Source organism: Achromobacter sp. Marseille-Q4954, assembly GCF_943737025.1.
Taxonomy (GTDB): Bacteria; Pseudomonadota; Gammaproteobacteria; order Burkholderiales; family Burkholderiaceae_B; genus Achromobacter; species Achromobacter bronchisepticus_A.
In genome coordinates this window covers 3624842-3642918 of sequence record NZ_CALSFQ010000001.1, presented here as the reverse complement: position 1 = coordinate 3642918, position 18077 = coordinate 3624842, and the positions used below count along the sequence as shown (strand labels likewise).

Annotated in this window: 17 protein-coding genes; 5 read left to right on the top strand and 12 right to left on the bottom strand. The window is 65.3% G+C overall.

All coding sequences use genetic code 11. The annotated features are described in order from the left end of the window. Positions 1–8 precede the first annotated feature (8 nt). From fes to NGK62_RS17050, 5 genes are all read right to left on the bottom strand, one after another. Positions 9–1604, bottom strand: coding sequence for an enterochelin esterase (gene fes / locus NGK62_RS17070; protein ID WP_251879294.1), 1596 nt, complete (start codon positions 1602–1604; stop codon positions 9–11). Positions 1605–1646: 42 nt separating this feature from the next. After that, positions 1647–3275 (bottom strand): PepSY-associated TM helix domain-containing protein, encoded by a 1629-nt coding sequence (locus NGK62_RS17065; RefSeq protein WP_251879292.1) that lies wholly within the window; start codon positions 3273–3275, stop codon positions 1647–1649. A gap of 15 nt (positions 3276–3290) precedes the next feature. After that, positions 3291–3581 carry a hypothetical protein gene (locus NGK62_RS17060; protein WP_251879290.1) on the bottom strand — a complete coding sequence of 97 codons (291 nt, stop codon included), beginning with the start codon at positions 3579–3581 and terminating at the stop codon, positions 3291–3293. Further along, positions 3568–3855 (bottom strand): hypothetical protein, encoded by a 288-nt coding sequence (locus tag NGK62_RS17055; protein WP_059371423.1) that lies wholly within the window; start codon positions 3853–3855, stop codon positions 3568–3570. Before NGK62_RS17055 ends, NGK62_RS17060 begins: the two co-directional genes overlap by 14 nt. Before the next feature lie 91 nt (positions 3856–3946). Next, a complete protein-coding gene (locus NGK62_RS17050) occupies positions 3947–6121 on the bottom strand; it encodes a TonB-dependent receptor (protein WP_251879288.1) in 2175 nt (724 codons plus the stop codon). A 368-nt stretch (positions 6122–6489) separates the two neighbouring features. Here NGK62_RS17050 and NGK62_RS17045 point away from each other — a divergent pair, with 368 nt between their 5' ends. Further along, on the top strand, positions 6490–7125 hold the full coding sequence (locus NGK62_RS17045; RefSeq protein ID WP_251879286.1) for a lysozyme inhibitor LprI family protein: 636 nt from the start codon (positions 6490–6492) through the stop codon (positions 7123–7125). Positions 7126–7195: 70 nt separating this feature from the next. Here the strand turns inward: NGK62_RS17045 and NGK62_RS17040 are convergent, their stop codons facing one another. Both NGK62_RS17040 and NGK62_RS17035 read right to left on the bottom strand, forming a co-directional pair. Continuing rightward, entirely contained in the window at positions 7196–8086 is an 891-nt protein-coding gene (locus NGK62_RS17040; protein ID WP_251879284.1) for an arginase family protein, read from the bottom strand. A 148-nt stretch (positions 8087–8234) separates the two neighbouring features. Next, positions 8235–9416 carry an MFS transporter gene (locus tag NGK62_RS17035; RefSeq protein ID WP_059371420.1) on the bottom strand — a complete coding sequence of 394 codons (1182 nt, stop codon included), beginning with the start codon at positions 9414–9416 and terminating at the stop codon, positions 8235–8237. A gap of 358 nt (positions 9417–9774) precedes the next feature. On the opposite strand from NGK62_RS17035, the gene NGK62_RS17030 reads away from it, so the two are divergent. Next, positions 9775–10956, top strand: a complete 1182-nt coding sequence (locus tag NGK62_RS17030) for a GGDEF domain-containing protein (protein ID WP_251879282.1) — start codon at positions 9775–9777, stop codon at positions 10954–10956. A 71-nt stretch (positions 10957–11027) separates the two neighbouring features. On the opposite strand, the gene NGK62_RS17025 is transcribed toward NGK62_RS17030, so the two are convergent. The 5 genes from NGK62_RS17025 to NGK62_RS17005 all read right to left on the bottom strand — a co-directional run bounded on the left by NGK62_RS17025 (position 11028) and on the right by NGK62_RS17005 (position 14843). Next, positions 11028–12044, bottom strand: coding sequence for a hypothetical protein (locus NGK62_RS17025; protein WP_251879280.1), 1017 nt, complete (start codon positions 12042–12044; stop codon positions 11028–11030). A gap of 1 nt (position 12045) precedes the next feature. Next, positions 12046–12627, bottom strand: coding sequence for an SMI1/KNR4 family protein (locus NGK62_RS17020; protein ID WP_251879278.1), 582 nt, complete (start codon positions 12625–12627; stop codon positions 12046–12048). A gap of 130 nt (positions 12628–12757) precedes the next feature. Next, positions 12758–13366 (bottom strand): hypothetical protein, encoded by a 609-nt coding sequence (locus NGK62_RS17015; protein ID WP_059371416.1) that lies wholly within the window; start codon positions 13364–13366, stop codon positions 12758–12760. 137 nt (positions 13367–13503) lie between these two features. Beyond that, on the bottom strand, positions 13504–13902 hold the full coding sequence (locus NGK62_RS17010) for a hypothetical protein (RefSeq protein WP_251879276.1): 399 nt from the start codon (positions 13900–13902) through the stop codon (positions 13504–13506). 11 nt (positions 13903–13913) lie between these two features. Then, positions 13914–14843: a DMT family transporter gene (locus tag NGK62_RS17005; protein ID WP_059371414.1), complete on the bottom strand. Its 930-nt coding sequence runs from the start codon at positions 14841–14843 to the stop codon at positions 13914–13916. 420 nt (positions 14844–15263) lie between these two features. On the opposite strand from NGK62_RS17005, the gene NGK62_RS17000 reads away from it, so the two are divergent. The 3 genes from NGK62_RS17000 (at position 15264) to NGK62_RS16990 (ending at position 18049) form a co-directional block, all read left to right on the top strand. Then, positions 15264–15542, top strand: coding sequence for a metal-sensing transcriptional repressor (locus tag NGK62_RS17000; RefSeq protein ID WP_059371413.1), 279 nt, complete (start codon positions 15264–15266; stop codon positions 15540–15542). Between the two features lie 11 nt (positions 15543–15553). Then, positions 15554–16717, top strand: coding sequence for a nickel/cobalt efflux transporter (locus NGK62_RS16995; protein WP_251879274.1), 1164 nt, complete (start codon positions 15554–15556; stop codon positions 16715–16717). Positions 16718–16864: 147 nt separating this feature from the next. Next, positions 16865–18049: an MFS transporter gene (locus tag NGK62_RS16990; protein WP_286012430.1), complete on the top strand. Its 1185-nt coding sequence runs from the start codon at positions 16865–16867 to the stop codon at positions 18047–18049. Positions 18050–18077: the final 28 nt, after the last annotated feature.

Below are 18077 nucleotides of genomic sequence, written 5' to 3'. Positions count from 1 at the left end.
AGCCGGGCTTATCCGCCCCGCTGCTTGCCGGTGCCGATCAAATCCAGCAAGCCATCCGACAAGGTCCCGCGCCAGACCAGGTAATCGTGCCCGCCCGCCACCTCGCGGTGCGTCACCAGATAGCCCTTGGCACGCAGCACGTCCCGCAGATGGCGGTTGGTCTCCAGGATGCCCGGCTGGCCGCCGCGTCCGGACTCGAACAGCCCCGCGCCGAGGAAGAAGCGCACCGGCAGCTTGCGCACCGCGACGAACTGCCGCGTCAGCCACTGATCCTCCTCGCCGGCCGGCGACCACCAATAGGAACCTGACTGACTGAGCACGTTGCCGAACACTTCGGGGTGACGCAACGCCGCATAGGCCGACGCGAGCCCACCGTAGCTGGAACCGCCGATGACCGTACGCGCGGCAGGCGCGCTGATGCCTTGCTTGCGCGCCCACGGCATCAGCTCTTTCGCGAGAAAGTCCGCAAAGTCCGGATTGGGCGGCAACTCCTGGCTGCGGGACTCTGCCGTAGGGTTGTCGACAAGCAGCGCCGCTGTCGGGGGAATGACGCCGGCGGCGATCATGTTATCCAGAATGGTGGGCGTGGGCACGCGGCCCAGATAGGCGCCGGCATCGAACAGCACCAGCACGTGATTGTCCGCCGCGCCAGACTGCCAGCCAGCAGGACGGTACAGGTGGATCTTGCGCGTGTTGCGCATGAGATCGCTGCGCAGCTCCTTGGTCTCGACCGTTCCCTGCCGCACGTCCGCGCGGGGCTCGACCCAGGGCTGCGGCGGCGCGTCCGCCAGTTCCAGCATGGAATAGGTCTGGTACGCGTCGACGCCGCGCACGGGGTATGCCTTGGGATTGTGCGGATCGGCCTGCGCCGTGGCCAGGATCGCGCGGCGCCGCGCCATGCCGGAGCCCGGAAGCTCCGGCACATCCGGCGCCAGGCGATAGGATAGGCGCGTGGACCGGGGGACGACGAAGCTGGCATGCCAGACATCGGAATTGCCCAGGCGCGCCAACTGAGCATGGTCCGACGATGGCCCGCCGAACAGGCGCACATTGCGTTCGGCGCCACGCCACAGGAACGTGACGCGGTCATGCCTGGCGTCCACGGCCTCAACCAGCGGCGCGCCTCGCTGAGCCACCTCATCCCAAAAGGCATCCGTCGTGCCGCCAGCGGCCAGCGTCGCCGCCAGCGCGGCCAAGCGCGGGCTGTCGAACGCCGGCGCGGACGCACGTTGTTCCGCAAGGGGCAGGCGTTCCGTTACGGCCCAGCGGAACAGGCCCTGACCCTGCGCGCGAACGGTGTAGAGGCCGTCCTCCGGCGCCACCAGCATCAGGGCTCCGGCCGGCTTCTCGCCGTCGCTCAGCCGGCGCACGTGCTGCCCGGCGCTGTCCAGCAGATCCAGGGTCACGCCGGATTCCGCGGCCCAAGTGCCCGCGAGGAACTCTCCCTTCCGTAGCGAAATTCGTTCGTCCATATGGGCCTCGGGTGTGACGACGCCCTGCCTGGACTGCGCCGCGGCCATGCCCGGCGCCATGCCTATCATCGAAACCGCCAGCGCGGCCGACGACATCCAATCCCGCCATTCCAATCTGTTCTTGTTACGCATGTTCATCCGTTCGGTTGTTCACGGCCCGTTCGCAGCGGTCCGCTATCTTTCGCGCGCGGCGAGCCTTCTGGGCGCCCATGCGCTGTCAGCGTCGCCTCGTCCTATCCTGCACGCGCTGGCCTTCGCCATCCAGGCAAATCCCAGCCCCGCCGCCAGGGCCGTCGCATCCACTGCCAGCGCCGCGGCCGACGTGTGCGCCCAAAGCCCGGATGCGGGAAACAGCCCGCCTACGAGCGAGGTCGCGGGTATCGCCAGCGTCAATGCTGCCGCGCCCCATAGCAGATGCACCCCTGCCGCGGCGCCCCCGCGCAGGAATGCCCAGGCCAGGCTGACAAAGAACGCCACGTAGTACAGCGCCCGGAGCCAGGCATTCAGATCGCCTACGTACCCGCTCAACCATTTGGACGCGACCATCATCAACGAAATGCCACACACGCACCCCAGGCAGACGCCCACGGTCGCCGACGCCATCAGCCGCGTGTCCAAGCGTTGCACGGGAATCTCGCCCGTCTGCCGGTTGGCGCGCTTGCGACGGGTTTCTATCCACAGCAGGTTGCCGCTATAGAACAGCCATGCGCCCGCAAGTCCAAGCAGGAAATAAAGCCACTGCACTGCCGCGCCGCCGAAGGAAGCCATATGCAGCGCGAAGAAACTGCTGATCCAGAGGTTGGGCGCGTCCTGCCCGCCCGGCAGATAGTCGCGGTTGAGCACCTTCCCGCTGTAGGGATCGAGCGCCACGAAGCCGCCTCGCGCCCGCGGCGATACCGCACTGTCGTCCTTGCCCCAGACGCGTACGATGGCGCGCGGGCTGGTGACCTGTTGATACTGCAGCGTGTAAGGCTCGAAACCCGGCGCGAGATCGCGCGCCTGGGCCAGCAGTTCCGCGGGCGTCAGCATGTCCGCGGGATTCCGGGCCTCTCCAGCGGGCGCGCCGCCGCCCGACCGCTGGAAAACGGATTCCAGCTTGCCTTCGTACATGAGCTTGTCCTGCAGATCGTAGATTCCGTCGTGGAACGCGAACACGACCGAGCTAAGCGCCATGACGATGTGAAATGGCAGCGAAACAATGCCCACCACGTTATGCGCATCCAGCCACATGCGCTTCAGGTTCTTACCGACCCGCAAGGCGAAAAAGTCCTTGACCAGCGACGGCAGCAGCACGATCACTCCCGACACCAGGGCGATTGCATAGAGCGATGCGACGATGCCCATGAACCAGCGGTTGGGATCGCTGTCGACAGGCAGGCCCACCACGCGGTGGAGCACGTCGATGAACGACATCAGCCCGCTCGGCGCGGACTCCTCCAACCGCAGCTCGCCGCCCGCGCCCAGATAGGCGACATGGTGGCGGATCGACGATTCATCGTGATCGTCGGCCTGCCCGTCACGGACTTCCCAGGTCATGCGGGCCGGCACGTGTTCGGCGTCCTGCAGATGGATGCTGAACCCCTTGGCCACATCCGGCCGCGCTTGCAGGGTTCTGGCGATAAGGCCGGGCGTTTCTTCCAGCGGCACGGGCGCGACGACCGCGGGCGGCGTCGCCCAACGGGTAAGCGGCTCCTTGAATACGGTCAGCGCGCCGGCGTAGAAGGCGATGAACAGCGCCATTCCGGTCAGGATGCCCGTCCAGGTATGGACGGATTTGTAGATGCGTATGTAGTCGGCTCTCATGATCGCGGACTCCCTTCAGATCGCCTTGACGACTAGCAGTCCGCCGTAGAGCAGCACGCAGGCTCCGCCCAGCCAGATCCACGCGCGCAGGCCGCTGGTGAAAAAGTAGACGGTGCTCGCGACGCCAAGCCAGACCGGCGGCACCAGCCACATGGCAAGCTGCGAACGCGTCGCCAATGGAATGCCGGCCGTCAAGGCGGCAAGCGCCGCGCTGGCGCCGATGGCTAGCGCGAAACCGAGCAATGCGCCCGCCAGGCTCTTCGATATCCAGTCGCGCCGGATCGGCGCGGGCTTAACGGGCTTCATGCCTATCGCTTCCGCGCAAGCCCGCCAGCACGCCCAGATACGGCATGAGGCTGAAGAACAGCATCAAGGCCGTGCAGAAAACGAACACGGCCGCGACGGCAGAGAATGCGCGCAGGCAACCCCAGCCGCCCAGCGCGAGCAGCAGAATACCCGCGACGCGGGCGGACAGGACCGGCCAGGACGTGGCGGCCCATCGCTGATTGGGCGAGGCGCGATAGATACAGAAACTGCCCAGGAAAAGGCTTGCCAGGCTGAAAAGAATCAGGACTTCCATGGTCACCTCTGAATGAATTGCCCGAGACCTGCCTGCCTATCCCTGCCCCGCGTCGGCTGTCCGGAACAGGGACCGACAAAACATCCCGCATTCAGAAACTGATGCTGGCGGAGGCGGTTACGGTGCGCGCCGGCCCCAGCGTCACGATAGGCGTCGTGTCACTGAAACTGCCGGCGTAATAGTGCTTGTCGAACACATTGTTGACATTCAGCCGGTACACCACGTCCCGGCCGTTGATCTGCGTGGCGTAGCGGGCGCCCAGGTCCAGTTGGCCCCAGCCCGGGATCTGCAGCTTGTTGGCCGCATCGGCGTACTGGCTCGAAGTCGCCTGCACGCGCGCGCTCAGCGTCACGCCGGGCACCCACGGCGTATCCCATTCCAGCCCGGCATTGGCCTGCCAGCGCGGCGCGCCCACCGCGGTATTGCCGTCATAGCGGCCATACGAGGTCTTGACCTGAGTGCCTTGCGTGTAAGTGACGCCGCCCAGCACGCGCACGCCCGCCGTCAACTCGCCGAAGGTATTCCACTCCACGCCGCGGACACGCTTCTCGCCGCCGTCCGCGTACGTAGGCTTGGCCGTGGAGCCCTCCGTCACCAGCATGGGCTTGTCGATCTGGAAGACTGCCAGGGTATTGGTGAAGGTGCCGGCATTCCACTTGACGCCCAGCTCCTGCTGCTTGGTCTTGTACGGCGCGAACACCTGGCCATAGTTGCTGGCGCTGGTGTCCGTGACGCTATCGCCCTTGCTCAGGCCCTGCACGTAGTTGGCATACAGCGAAACGTCCGGTCCCCAGGGCTTGACGACGATGGCGACGGCCGGCGTCACGGCGTCCTCGTCATAGCGGGCCGTCGTCTTGCCGGTCTTGTCGAAGTTCGTCGTCTTCACGCGCTGGTTGCGCAGGCCGCCGGTCAGGAGCAGCTTGTCGTCGAAGAAGGACATGGTATCCACCAGCGCCAGGCTGGACAGCGTATTCTCCGCCGTCTTGGGCGCGCTGCCCGGCACCGCCGGCATGACCGGCGTGATCGGGTCGTAGATGTTCGACTTGAAGGTCGATGCCGTGCCGGTGGCCGACCCGTCCTCGAGCTTCAGCAAGGAGGCCTGGAGCACCAGCTCGTGCCGCACGCTGCCCGTGTTGAACCGCGTACGCAGCCCGCCTTCGGCCGAGGTGGCGTCGGTGTAGGCGCGCTGGCCGATGATGGAGCCGGTGAAATTGCCATTGGCGTCTATCTGCCGCGCGTGGGTGCCGTTGATCAGGCCCGATTGATGGCTGTCGCGCCTGCCCACACCGGCAAAGGCCGATACGCTGTCATTGAAGCGGTATTCAGCCCGCGCCATGACGGCGTTGCTCTGGATGCTGCCATAGCCGGTGCTGAACTGGTTGATGCGGGGATCGGGCGCGTCGGGCACGACGGAGCCGCCGAACCAGAACATGGCCGGCGTGCCGCCCGAAAACGACTCCTGGCTGTGGTAAGCGTCTATCGACGCGCTCAGGGCGCTGCCGCGATAGTCCAGGCCGGCGGACAGGAACTCGCGCTTTCTGGATTGGCCGTCCAGCGTGGTGGCGCCGTCGCTGAAGGAACCGTTGACGCGCGCGCCCCATTCATTGGCGGAGCCGAAACGGCGGCCGGCATCGATGGTCGTGCCCAGCTGGCCGTCGGCCTGCCAGTTCACGCCGAAGGTGGCATTGGGCGTGTCTTCCGCCCGCTTGGGCACCAGGTTGATCGTGCCGCCCACCGCGCCGCTGGGCGCCATGCCGCTGAACAAGGCGTTCGGACCTTTCAGCACCTCCACCCGCTCGACGAACTCCAGCGGCGTGCGCCCCATGGGCGCCAGGCCATACATGCCGTTGATCGCCACGTCGTTCTGGTTGACGTCGAAGCCGCGGATGCGGAAGTTCTCGTAGGCATGCCCGCTCGACGTCGTGAACCGCACGGAAGGATCGTTGGCCATCACGTCCGCCAACGTGCGCGCCTGCTGGTTCTGGATCAGCTCGGAGGTATAGCTGGTGACGTTGAATGGCGTGTCCATCACGTCCTGATTGCCCATCAGGCCCAGGCGCGCGCCCTGCGCCACCTGCCCGCCGGCATAGGGCGCGGGCAAGTCTTCCTCCGAGACCGAACCCGCGGTCACGGTGACGGGCTGCAGCGTCGTGGCTTGCGCCGCGGTCTGGGCTGCGGCGCTGGCGGGAAGAATCAAGGACAGCGCGACTGCCGGGCTAAAGCACTGGACGCACAGCGAGATAGTCAACTGAGTTTTCTTGGCCACAATTCATCTTTCCGATATCTAAATGCGAATGCTTATCAGATGAATTATATATTTAAGAGAGTGCTATTGACCAAGAAATCAGGAGTCCACAGCCAGAATCCGCTCGAATTGGCACGCAATTCAATAAGAATCAAAGGCTTATATTTTTTTGATTGACATACCAACGCAAAATTCCGCGGCCTCGGTTTGGAAGTCGCCAGCCCGGGCGCGGTTGGCAGAAGCGACAACGCCATCCCGCCGTCCCCAAGAACAATCCGCGCCGGTAAACTGCGCCGTCATCTCGGCGCCGACAGGCCCGCCGAACGCTTACACAACCTGGAGAGCTACACAAGATGATCCGTCATCTGGTCCTTGCAGCATCGTTGGCCGTGGCAGGCAGCGCCGTGGCTGCCCCCTCTTTCAACTGCGCCAAAGCCGCGACTCCGGTCGAAAAAGCCATTTGCGCCCACCCGGCCCTGGCCGACCAGGATGCGGCCATCGCGCAGCAGTACAAGGCGGTGCGCGCCAAACTCGACGCCGAGGCGGTCAAATCGCTGACCGCCGACCAACGTTATTTCCTGGGCGTGCGGGACAGGATCTACGACGAGCCCTTTTCGGGCAGCACGCCGGTCAAGGAGATCGGCACCAGCATGCGCTACCGCTTGGATTTTCTGAAGTCCATCAATCCGCAGCCATCTGCCGGTTTTGTCGGCAAGTGGAAGAACGTCGAAGGTGAAATTGAAATCACCCGCGGCGCCGACGGTCAACTGCTCGTGGCCGCCAATTCGGCCGAGCCCTACAGCGGCCGCTGGGTCTGCGATCTGAGCGGCAAGGCGGTCGCCGTAGGCGACAGCATCATCGTCACCTATCAGGACGGGCCGCCGTGGACGCTGGACCTGACGCGCCGGGGCGCGGTGCTGGTGGTGCGAGAAACGCCGCCCGCCGGAGTGGAGAAAGACGGCTTCGGTCCGCCGTTCTGCGGCATGAACGGCAGCCTGGCGGGAGACTGGTTCGCGGTGCGCTGATCAAAGGCATCCCGCAGCTGCACGCAAACTCGATGCGACTGCGTGCCGCCGGACACCACGATTACACCGATTACGCAGCCGTTCCGAGGGCTGCAGCCAGCAAATCGGCCAGGCCACGCCCGGCGCTGCCATCTTCATCAAGATGCGGATTGTAGATAGTGATCTCAAGGCCGACAGCCTTGCCGCTCGACAGGACAATCCGCAGCGCGGCCGTCAGCTCTTCCCACGACAAGCCGCCAGGCACGCGGAAATCGACGGCCGGCATGATGGCGTCGTCAAGACAGTCTGCGTCGACGTGGATAAAGAAACCGTCCAACTCTGCTCGCGTCAGATGATCGACTGCCTGGCGCGCAGCAGCCTCGATGCCCATCGAACGTACTGCGGGGAGATCAAGCGTCTTGAGCGCTTCAGGGAGCGGCTGGCTGCCGTACTCTTCCTGGTCCTCATGATCGCGATACGCGAACGCAACAGCGTCTTCAGGGCGGACCAAAGGCCCGCGCCCTTCGATGTCGGCCAATAGCGGCGGACCATGGCCGGTGACGAAGGCAAGATCCATAGAAGCGCCTTCGCCGTTGGGTTCCGCCTCAGGTTGGAAAAAGTCGGCGTTGCCGTCGATGAAGAGCAGGCCGTAACGGCCGCGCCTGCGCAACGCGAGCATGGAACCCAGCAGGATTGTGCAATCGCCGCCTAGCAGCACCGGAAACTCGCCCGCATCAAGCAGCGCGCCCACCGCGTCGGCAAGCTTGGGCGACCACGCCGCAATGGCCTTGGCGTTCAGGGTGCCGGTCTCGGGATCGGGCGTCGGATTCTTGGGAGGCACGGCAAGTCGCCCGGCGCGGCGTGCATGGATGCGCTCAGCAAGGCCGTGGGCCAGGAGCTGATCAGGCAGACATTCCACACCGTCGGTCGCCAAGCCTAGCGTGGAAGGGGCTTCGAGGATTGCATAGGAGAGAGTCGGCATCAGCGTCTCCGGGGCGGCCATTCCGCAAAAAATATGATGCCAGACTACAAATTGCGGCGCGAAAGCTCAATCCGACACCGTATCTTCCGTTTCCCTACGGAGACGCGGGCGGCTCCCATGACCCGTGCGAGCCCTGGAGCAAGGCTCTTCAAGCCTGCGCGCGGCGCGGTAGCCAGCGCCAGAACACGCCGGCCGCCACCAGCCCCAGCGTGCCAACACCGAACGATGCGCCGCCGAGCGACACCAGGGCGGTCAGCACCGACAGCGCCACGGGCCCGCCGCTCGAGCCAAGGTCGGCCATGAAACGCCAGATGCCAAGGAACTGCGTGCGCGCGCCCGCTGGGGCGGCGTCGGCGCCCAGTGTCATGACGATGCCCGATCCGATGCCGTTGCCGAAGCCCAACAGCGCCGACACCAGGATGAAGCTCGCCACCCCGTCGGTAAGCGGGATCGCCATCAGGCTCAGCCCCATCAGCAGCGTGCAAGGCAATGCCACCCACAAGCGGCCGCGCTGGTCCATCACCTTGCCCGCCGGATAGAACACCGACATGTCGACTGCGGCGACCAGCCCGTAGATGAGCGAAGTGGTGGCGGCGTCGAGGCCCAGATGGTCTGCCCACAGGGGAATCACCACCTGGCGCGACGCGCGCAGCGCGCTGATCAGCATCACGCCCACGCCGAGCGTGGCGTACACGCCGCGATGGTCGCGCGCAACCTCGCCCATGCGCGCGCGCGGCGCGCCCGCGCTCACGCCCGCCGAAGGCTCGATGTCGGGCGCCTTGATGGCGATGAGTCCTGCGCCGAGCATGGCGCAGATGGCAACCCAATAGGCGCCATCCAGCCCCACGAAATGAATCAGGGCCGCCCCCGCGAAAGGGCCGAAGAAAGTACCGATCCGCGTCGTTCCGCCGAGCGTGGACAGGGCGCGCGCCCTGTACACCAGCGGCACGACCTCAATCATGTAGCTCTGGCGCGCCAGCTGAAACACCGACTGCGCGCATCCTTGCATCAGCATCGCCAGCGCCAGCACCCAGAGGTTGGGCACGCCAATCACGAGCAGCAGGCCGACCACGCTCAACACCGCCGCGCCAGCCATGGCGCGCTTCTCGCCGAAGCGATGCGTAATCAGCGCGGACGGAATATTGGAAAACAGCGAGCCGACCCCGATGAGGGCGGCGATCAGGCCGGCGGTGGCTATCGACGCTCCTTGATCGCGCGCGGTGAGCGCGATCACGGGAAGAATGGCGCCGTTGCTGATGCCATAGAGCAGCGATGGGCCGAACGCCGGCACGGCGATCTGCTTCAGATTGAACGAATCGGGTTGCGACATGGCGGGAGAATGGGAGACCGGCCGCCAGTCCGCCGCCTTGCCGCGGGGCACGGGACCGGTCCGGCGGACATTGGCGCGGGATGCCGGAAGTGTAGCTGGCGCCCCTCGCGCCCGCCTGTCGGCCAGCTGACAGCCGCCGCGTCTCTCGCCAGCTGTTCAACGTCCGGCAGACACCGGCTTTCCCTTCCCGGCGAAGCAGGCCGCAACGCTTGACAATCCTTGACTGTTGAGTCCTGGCGATACATTGCAACACACTGTAATCTTTTTCCATACAAATTGTGTCGGCCGAGCATGCGCTCGACTGTGTACCGTTCCACGTATTCGCCTGTCCATGCCCGCAACCCTTCTTGAATGGTCCGTGCCTGCAGCGATCCTGATGTGCGCCATCGGACTCTGCGCTGCACGCTTCATCGGCTTCAATACGCTCCGGTGGGGCTGCGCCCTGGCCTGCCTGGGCGCAGGCTACGCCATCATGCTGGTGCAGGCCAGCGCACTTTCCCCATATAAACAGGTCGTCGAGGATGCTTTCATTCTGGGCGGCGTCATCCTCGCCTGTCGCGCCCTTCAGAGCCGCAGGCGCAGCCAAGTTTCCCCCTACTTCGATGCTGCGGTCCTGCTTGCCTCGACGGCGATGGTAGTTGTCTCGGTAGTGCTGTTTGCCAGCGCGAAGCTGGAAACGTTCTTCGTGCAAGCCTGTTGCGCGCTCGTGACCTGGCGGGCCACGCTGTCCTTCGCCAGGCATGCCGTGACTACGTCGGACAGGGTGCTCACCGCCGCGTTCCTTTTCATCTCCCTCGTGTTGACGGGCCAGTGCATCCTGTACATTGCCGCCCCGATTCCGCCGCTCTCGACGGGCGAATGGAGAACGTCGGTCTGGGGCATCCTGATCCAATACACCGGACTGCTCGGAAGCATAGTCCTGACCTTCGCGGTCTTCATCGCGACGAGCTACGACGCCATAGAGAAGTACCGTCGCCATGCCCATACCGACGCCTTGACGGGCCTGCTGAACCGCCAAGGACTCGATAGTCTGCTTGCCTCCGGACGCGCATTCTCGGATGCGGCGACACCGACCGCGCTGATCATGGCCGACATCGACAACTTCAAGCGCATCAACGATGTCTTCGGCCACGCGTTTGGCGACATGGTGCTTGCCCGATTCGGCGCCCTGCTCAGGCCGCAAGCGGACACCCGCATCCATGTGGCCCGGCTGGGAGGAGAAGAATTCCTGCTGCTGCTGCCCACGGCAAGCCTGGAAAGCGCCACCGCAATCGCCGAAGAGATCCGTGCCAGTTTCGTGGCGCAGCGCTGGGCGCCACAGGTTCCAGATTCCCGTTTCACTGCAAGCATGGGAGTGACCCTCGTGCAGGCAGGAGAACCTTTCGCCAGCGCGTTGAAGCGGGCAGACGACCTGCTTTACGAGGCGAAGCGACAAGGACGGAACTGCACGGTTGCGGGTATGGCGCCGGCCGAGGCCGGGCATGGCCACCACGCGCCTGGCGACAACGCAAGCACTCAAGCGTGTTGCGCACAGGCATGATGCCGCCGGCGCGGCCCGCGCCGCCCGCAGAGATCCCGGCAGGGTTCAATGCGGCGGGCAGCGCGCCGCGCTCATAGCGTCATGACCGGCTCGTCTTCGATTCGAAAGAACAAGGCGCTCGGCCCCATGATGCCCGTTCCGTCGAGATACTCGAAGGCAACGCGCTGGCCCGGCGCGGCAGCTTGCCCTAAATGCTCGACCCGGTACATCACGCCCCCGATGCGATAGTTGTGAACCAGCGTGGAAATGTTCGAGTTGGTCGCGCGCACGCGATAGCTCACGACTTCCTCGACCAAGCCGCGTACCCCGAGCTTGTAGCGGGCCCGCTTCAGCCTGGGGCTGCGCACGCCCAGCGCGAATCCCGTGAGAACGAAGAATGCGGCCAGCAGGATCAAGGGCCCCAGGAACAGGCTGCCGACCAGCGGCGCCAGGGCGAGCACGTAGAAGAACTTGCGCAGGCTCAATTCTTCCTTGCGCACGGCCTCGCGGTCGGCATTGCTGACTTCCTCGACCGAATTCCAGGCCTGCGCGCTCATCGGGTACTCGGCCAGCAACAGCACGGGTGGCGCGTCGGGGTCCAGCGTCAGCAAGTGCAGGCGCACGGGTAGGTCCGTCAGCGCCACGGCCGTCACAGGCCGGAAACCTTCTCGAGTGTCCCTGGCGATCTCGTTCCAAAACGGCAGAGCTACGTCCACGCGCTGTTCGCCGAAGACGTAGCAGATGCCGGGACTCCCGGCCGGACCAAAACCGGTCAGGTGCCCGGAAACGATCTGCTTGGGTACACGCCCCTTCAACACCCGATTGAAGCGGCGCCAGGCTTGCGGCAGGCGCAGCAACCTGCGTCCAAGAAAGACCGCGAAGCAAGTCATCGCCACTGTGCACAACAGGATCACCACGCCGTCAGCGCCGCGGCGCAGGCTGCGATCGGACGCGCCAAGCACGACGAACATGATCGCGCTGCTCGCCAGCAGCAGGAACATCAGCCCCGCGAACACGGCCGTCAGGAATCTGCCGCGACGGCCACGGCGCAGCAGCACGATGTCCTCATCGGCCAGGGGTTCTTCCGTGACTTGCAGCATTGCGCTCATGCTACCCCGGCAGCTTGCGCTGCTTGCGCGCCGCGCGTTCGGCCAGCCGCTGCGCCATATCCTGCTGGCGCTGCAGCAGATCGGCTATCTGCTCGGCGTAGAGGTCGGTGAGGTCGCCGGCCTGCGGCTCCACTTCGGTCAAGTCATCGATCACCACGACGGTCCCCGTCTGATCCACGCCCCAGATCCGGCTGCCGTCGCCCACGATCTTCAGCACGGGCAGGATGCCGGGCAAACCGGCCTCGGCGAGCTGGCGCTGCTGCGCCGAGATGCTGGCCCATTCGGGCAACTCCGGCGCATCGACGCCCAACAGCACCAGGCCGCGCCAGAACGTCCAGGCGGGGCCGACCTCGAACTCCTTCGCGTGCGGCCAGACTTCCTCGCGCGCCATCACGCACAGGCCGTTGGTACGCTGGCAGAAGGCCGCAAACGCCGAAGGCAGCGGGAAGCCGACAGCGGCCTCCAGAGCGGCGATCGCCTCCGCATCGGGCGCGGGCGCGGCCACGACCTCGAAATGTTCAGTGTCCACGGGATCCAGGATTTCCCACATGCGTTGATGAAACTGTTCGGCGGTCATGGTCATGCAAGCATCCTGAAGCTAAGAAAAGTCCTGGTTCGCCGCGAAGGCGGGAGCCTGGAGGGCGCACCACTATATCCCTGTTTGCGGCGGACCTGCCGATGCGAACGTACGGGCCACGGCGTGCCCAGCGCCTTCAGTCCCGCCGGCCAAACAGCATCGTCAATCCGAACAGCGCTCCCAGCCCGCCAACGATAGCCAGCGACATCGACGGTTCGCGCAAGCTCAGCGCCATGACCGCCACTCCCGCCCCCAGCACGACGATCAACAAGCCCACCAGGCGTCCTGCGTTGGAACCATAGAAATGTGTGCGGCGCGCTGCCTGCGTACCGGCGGGCTGGCGCGTATGCCACGCCGCCAAGGCCTGCTCAAACTCGCGCAACAGACGTTCACGTGTGGGCCGGTCCACTGCACTGACCAGCAACGTCGGCAGGCCGGGGCGGACCAGCTTGAGATAATCGTCGGTGCCCCAGCGGGACAAATGGGCGAAGGCGACGGCAGAGCGGCGCGAAAACTCCAGCCCTTCGGACGTCACCTTGACGGTATTGCGTGTGGGAAAGCCCTTGAACGCCACCAGCGGCGGCACCAGCAACCCCAGCACCGCCAGCACAACCGCCAGAACAATCGGCCCACGGTTGAACACCACCAGCATGAAGCTGCCCGCCGCCAGGGCGAAGGCCAACGGCACCGACAACTGGTGCCATCGGGTATAGACCGAGACCTGAATCCCGTCGTTGCTAGTCATGTTTGAGCCAATTGCATGCCGACTTCTCCGTGAATGACGCACGTGTCACGATCAGAGTGTAATCATGCGCCTGTGCGGAACCTGACGCGGCATTGCCTCCAAGCGCCAAGAGGCCGCTTTGGATACGGTGGCTCAGATCAGGATTCGCAGATCCAGTCCGCAGGCCGGTCATCCGCCGCGAAGCGTACGGCCGGCCAATAGCCATCCATGAACCAGGTCGCGTCGCGCGGCGCCAGGTGCAGCACGTAGCCCCCGTCGGCCGCGACGATCAGGTCGGATGGCGTGAAGTGTTCCAGGAACGTCGCAGGGGGATCTTGGGGGTCGCCGCTGTCGCGTCCCGCCTGCCAGAGGAATTGCAACGCGGCGTCGCGGTGCGTCGCCAGCGCTTGAGCGATCGAGCGGGCCCGCGCCAGCAACGGCGCCGCCGCCTGCGGATCGGCTGCGAGCAGCACCACGCGCAGCCGGCCTCCGTCGGCGGTCGCGCAATCCAGCCAAGTCTCCTGGGCAGGCAGGTTGTCGTGGGTATAGGGCTGCATGGAAGGTCCGCCTATCGGCGTTGTCGCGCCTCGGCGCGACGCCGGCCGACGTGCATGATCGCCATGCCCGAGATCGCAAGAGCGGCGCCGATGAACAGATTCGCGGGCGTGGCTTCACCCAGCCAAAGGCTGGAGAACAGCACGCCGAACACGGGCACCAGCGTGATGTAGCCCGAGGCCGCGCCCGCGCCCAGCGCCTTCACGCCTTCGAAGTACCAGGCGTAGGCGATCGCGGTCGCCCCGAACGCCAAAGCCAGCAGGCTGCCCCAGGCGCTGGCCGGCGCCTGCCCCAGCTTCTGCCAGGCCGGCACGCCTTCCACGATCAGACTGGTGAGCAGCAGCATCAGCGCGCCGATCACGGTGGTCACCGTGGTGGTGGTCAGGGCGTCCACGCCTTTGAGCACTAGCCGGCCGATAAGGGTGTAGGCCACCCAGCAGGCCACGCAACCGAGCAGCAGCAGTTCGCCGATGCCTACGCCGGAGCCGGCAGCGGCTTGTGAAACCCCGCCGCCGATGGCGATGTACGCACCGATGGCCGAAAGGACCATGCCGGCCAGGATGGCGGGGTTGAGATGTTCGCGGAACAGGATCGCCGCCAGCAACAGCGTCGCGCCGGGGTTCAGCGTCACCACGATCGCGGCCTTGCCGGCCGGCACCAACTGCAGGCTCAACATGAAGAAGCTGGAGTAGCCAAAGACGCCCGCCAACGCGGCGGCGGCCAGGCCGAGCCATTGGTTGCGCGTCAGGGACTTCAGGCCGCGCAGCGCCGAGGCGCGATGCATCCACAGGACCAAGACCACGCTGGCAAACAGGAACCGCAGGCTGGCCGCGGCCAGTGGCGCCATGGACTGGGCGACGACCTTGCCCCAGGACCACGACGCGCCCCAGAGCGCTGCCATGCCGAGCAGGCGCAGGTGCGTGGCCATCAATGTATTTTTCATTTGTGCTTTGAATGTGAGCCGCGGTGGCCGCACGAAGCGACGGAGCAACCGCAACGCATCGAGGTTGGCCATCCCTGACGGCCGTCTATGCGCTGCGGGATTTTAGCTGGCAGCGGCGGCCGCGCAGGGCGAGATGCATCCGTCGAGCCGCTTTTGGCCCGCAATGGGCGGAATTCCGCCACGCCCCACCTGTATCAAGGGTGCCCATCCGTGCGTTTCTGCTTGACACGCCTGATTCCGAGGTCAAGTCCGGCCGAGGGGCGTCGGCGCCCCGAACAGCGAGGAGTCCATGGAGAGCAGAGTAAGAAGACGTCGTGATCGCTGCAATCATGCAGAGATCGCTAGGGCAGTTTTTGATTTCCCCCGACGGGCTTCGTGGTTTCTTCCCCAACATCCCCCCGGGGGGGATATGATCCATGCATGAACAGACCCGATCCTCATCATCATCACGACGCCGTGGCCAAACGCCTCAAGCGGGCCGAAGGGCATTTGCGCAGCATTCTGTCGATGATGGAAGAACACCGTCCCTGCCTTGAGTTGGCTCAACAGCTGTACGCGGTCGAGCGTGCCATTTCCCAAGCCAAGAAGATCCTCATTCAGGACCATATCGACCACTGCCTGCAGGATGCGGTGGGAGAGCTGAACGAGGACAGGCAGCGCACGATCGACGAATTCAAAGAAATCACCAAGTATCTCTAAGCGCGCTATCCATGTTGTCTTTTTCCGATCTGATCGCCCAGGGCGCGTCGCACGCCTGGCTGTTTATTCCCAGCGCCATTCTGCTGGGCGCTCTGCACGGGCTGGAGCCCGGCCATTCCAAGACGATGATGGCGGCATTCATCGTCGCGATCCGGGGATCGGTGTGGCAGGCGGTGCTGCTGGGCATCACCGCGACCATTTCGCACACCTTTATCGTGTGGGGGATCGGTCTGGGAGGAATGTATCTCTGGCGCGGGGTCGACGCGGAAGAGCTGGAGCCATATTTTCAACTGGCGTCCGGGGTCATCATCGTGCTGATCGCGGCCTGGATGTTCTGGCGGACCTGGCGCGATCAGCATGGCGCGGGCCACGCCCATCATCACCATGACCATGACCATGATCACAGCCACGGGCATGAGGCCCATTCCCATGGCGCGGAGCGGCACGAGATCGATACCGGACACGGTCTGGTCGCGCTGGAGGTGTTCGAGGACGGCGTTGCGCCGCGCTGGAGACTCACCAGCCTGCGGGGCGGGAATTGGCAAGCGCAGGACGTTTCCGTGACGACAGAGAGGGTCGACGGTGCGCGCCAGGCGTTCCGTTTCGCGCAGAAGGACGGCTATCTGGAGTCGGTTGAAGACATTCCCGAACCGCACGAGTTCATGGCCCGCCTGACCCTGGGTCACGGCGGGCATGTCCACAGCTATGACATCGCGTTCATGGAGCCGGATGAGCACCGGCATGACCACCTCCACGAAGAGCTGCGAGGCCTGGAGGTCGCAGGCGAGGGATACCAGGATGCACACCAGCTCGCGCATGCCAATGACATCCGCCGGCGCTTCACGAACCGGAACGTGACCAACTGGCAGATCGCCATGTTTGGTCTGACCGGCGGACTGATCCCCTGCCCGGCGGCGATCACCGTGCTCTTGTTGTGCCTGCAGCTAAAGGAGTTCACACTGGGTGCCGTGCTGGTGCTGTGCTTCTCGATCGGACTGGCCGTCACGCTGGTGACGGTTGGAGCCGTCGCGGCGCTGAGCGTGCGCCAGGTCAACAAGCGCGCGCCATGGTTCAGCGCTGTGGCCCGGCGTGCTCCTTATCTCTCCAGCCTGCTGATCATCGCCGTAGGCATCTATGTGGGAATGAACGGATGGCTGGGCCTCCCCGCCAGATGACGCGCCGGCCGGGAGCCGCGGAGCAGTACCCGAAGGGCAACGCGCAGCGTGCGTCCGGCGCCAGGGTGAAACGCCATGAGATCGAAGACGAATACACAAGACGCGTCGGACGGTACGGGCGGCAGGAAACGGACGCCTTGGCGGGAGATCCCGCCCGGGGTGTGGGCGCTGGGGTGCGTCAGTCTGCTGATGGATATCTCCTCGGAGATGATTCACGCGCTGCTGCCGGCCTATCTCGTCACCGTGCTGGGCACCTCCGTGCTGACGGTCGGCGTGCTCGAGGGGATCGCCGAGGCGACGGCGTCCGTTACCAAGATCTTTTCCGGGGCGCTTAGCGACTGGCTCGGCAAGCGCAAGCTCCTGGCAGCGATCGGCTACGGGCTGGCGGCCTTGACCAAGCCGGTCTTCCCTCTGGCTTCGTCCGTTGAATGGCTGTTCGCGGCGCGCTTCATCGACCGGGTCGGCAAGGGTATCCGAGGCGCGCCGCGCGACGCGCTCGTCGCCGACCTGTCTCCCCCCCGCTTGCGCGGCGCCAGCTTCGGCCTGCGGCAGTCGCTGGATACCGTCGGCGCCTTCCTGGGACCGCTGCTGGCCATCGGTCTCATGTGGCTGACAGCGGACCACTTCCAAGCCGTGTTCTGGGTTGCCGTTGTGCCGGCCTTCCTGTCGGTGGCGCTGATCGTAGTCGGGGTGAGCGAGCCTGAACGCTCCCCGGCGCTCCGGCAGGTGCGAATGCCGCTACACCCCGACGAGCTGCGCCGCCTGGGCGCGGGCTTCTGGTATGTGGTCGCCGTGGCGGCGGTGTTCACGCTCGCGCGCTTCAGCGAAGCCTTTCTCATCCTGCGGGCGCAATCGGCCGGGGTATCGCTGACACTGGTCCCGCTGGTACTGGTGATCATGAGCCTTGTGTACTCAGTCTCAGCCTATCCGGTGGGAATCCTGTCCGATCACATGAACCGGCCCGCGGTACTCGCCATCGGCCTGGCTGTGCTGGTGCTGGCAGATCTGGTCCTGGCCTGGTCGAGCGGCATCGCCGGGGTCGCTGCCGGCGTCGCGCTCTGGGGCTTGCACATGGGCTTCACCCAGGGCCTGCTGACGACACTGGTCGCCGATGTCGCGCCGCCAGAGCTGCGCGGCACCGCGTTCGGCGTCTTCAACCTGATCACAGGCGTTACCGTGCTCGTGGCGAGCGTCCTTGCCGGAGCGCTGTGGGACATGGGCGGTCCGCAAGCCACGTTCCTGGCCGGCGCGGGTTTCGCCTTGCTGGCGCTGGCTGGCTTGTGGGGGTTACGCGGCCGGCTGGGTGAAAAACCTCGGCATGTCGGTGGATGAACATCCATCCATGTACAAGCTTGGCGAA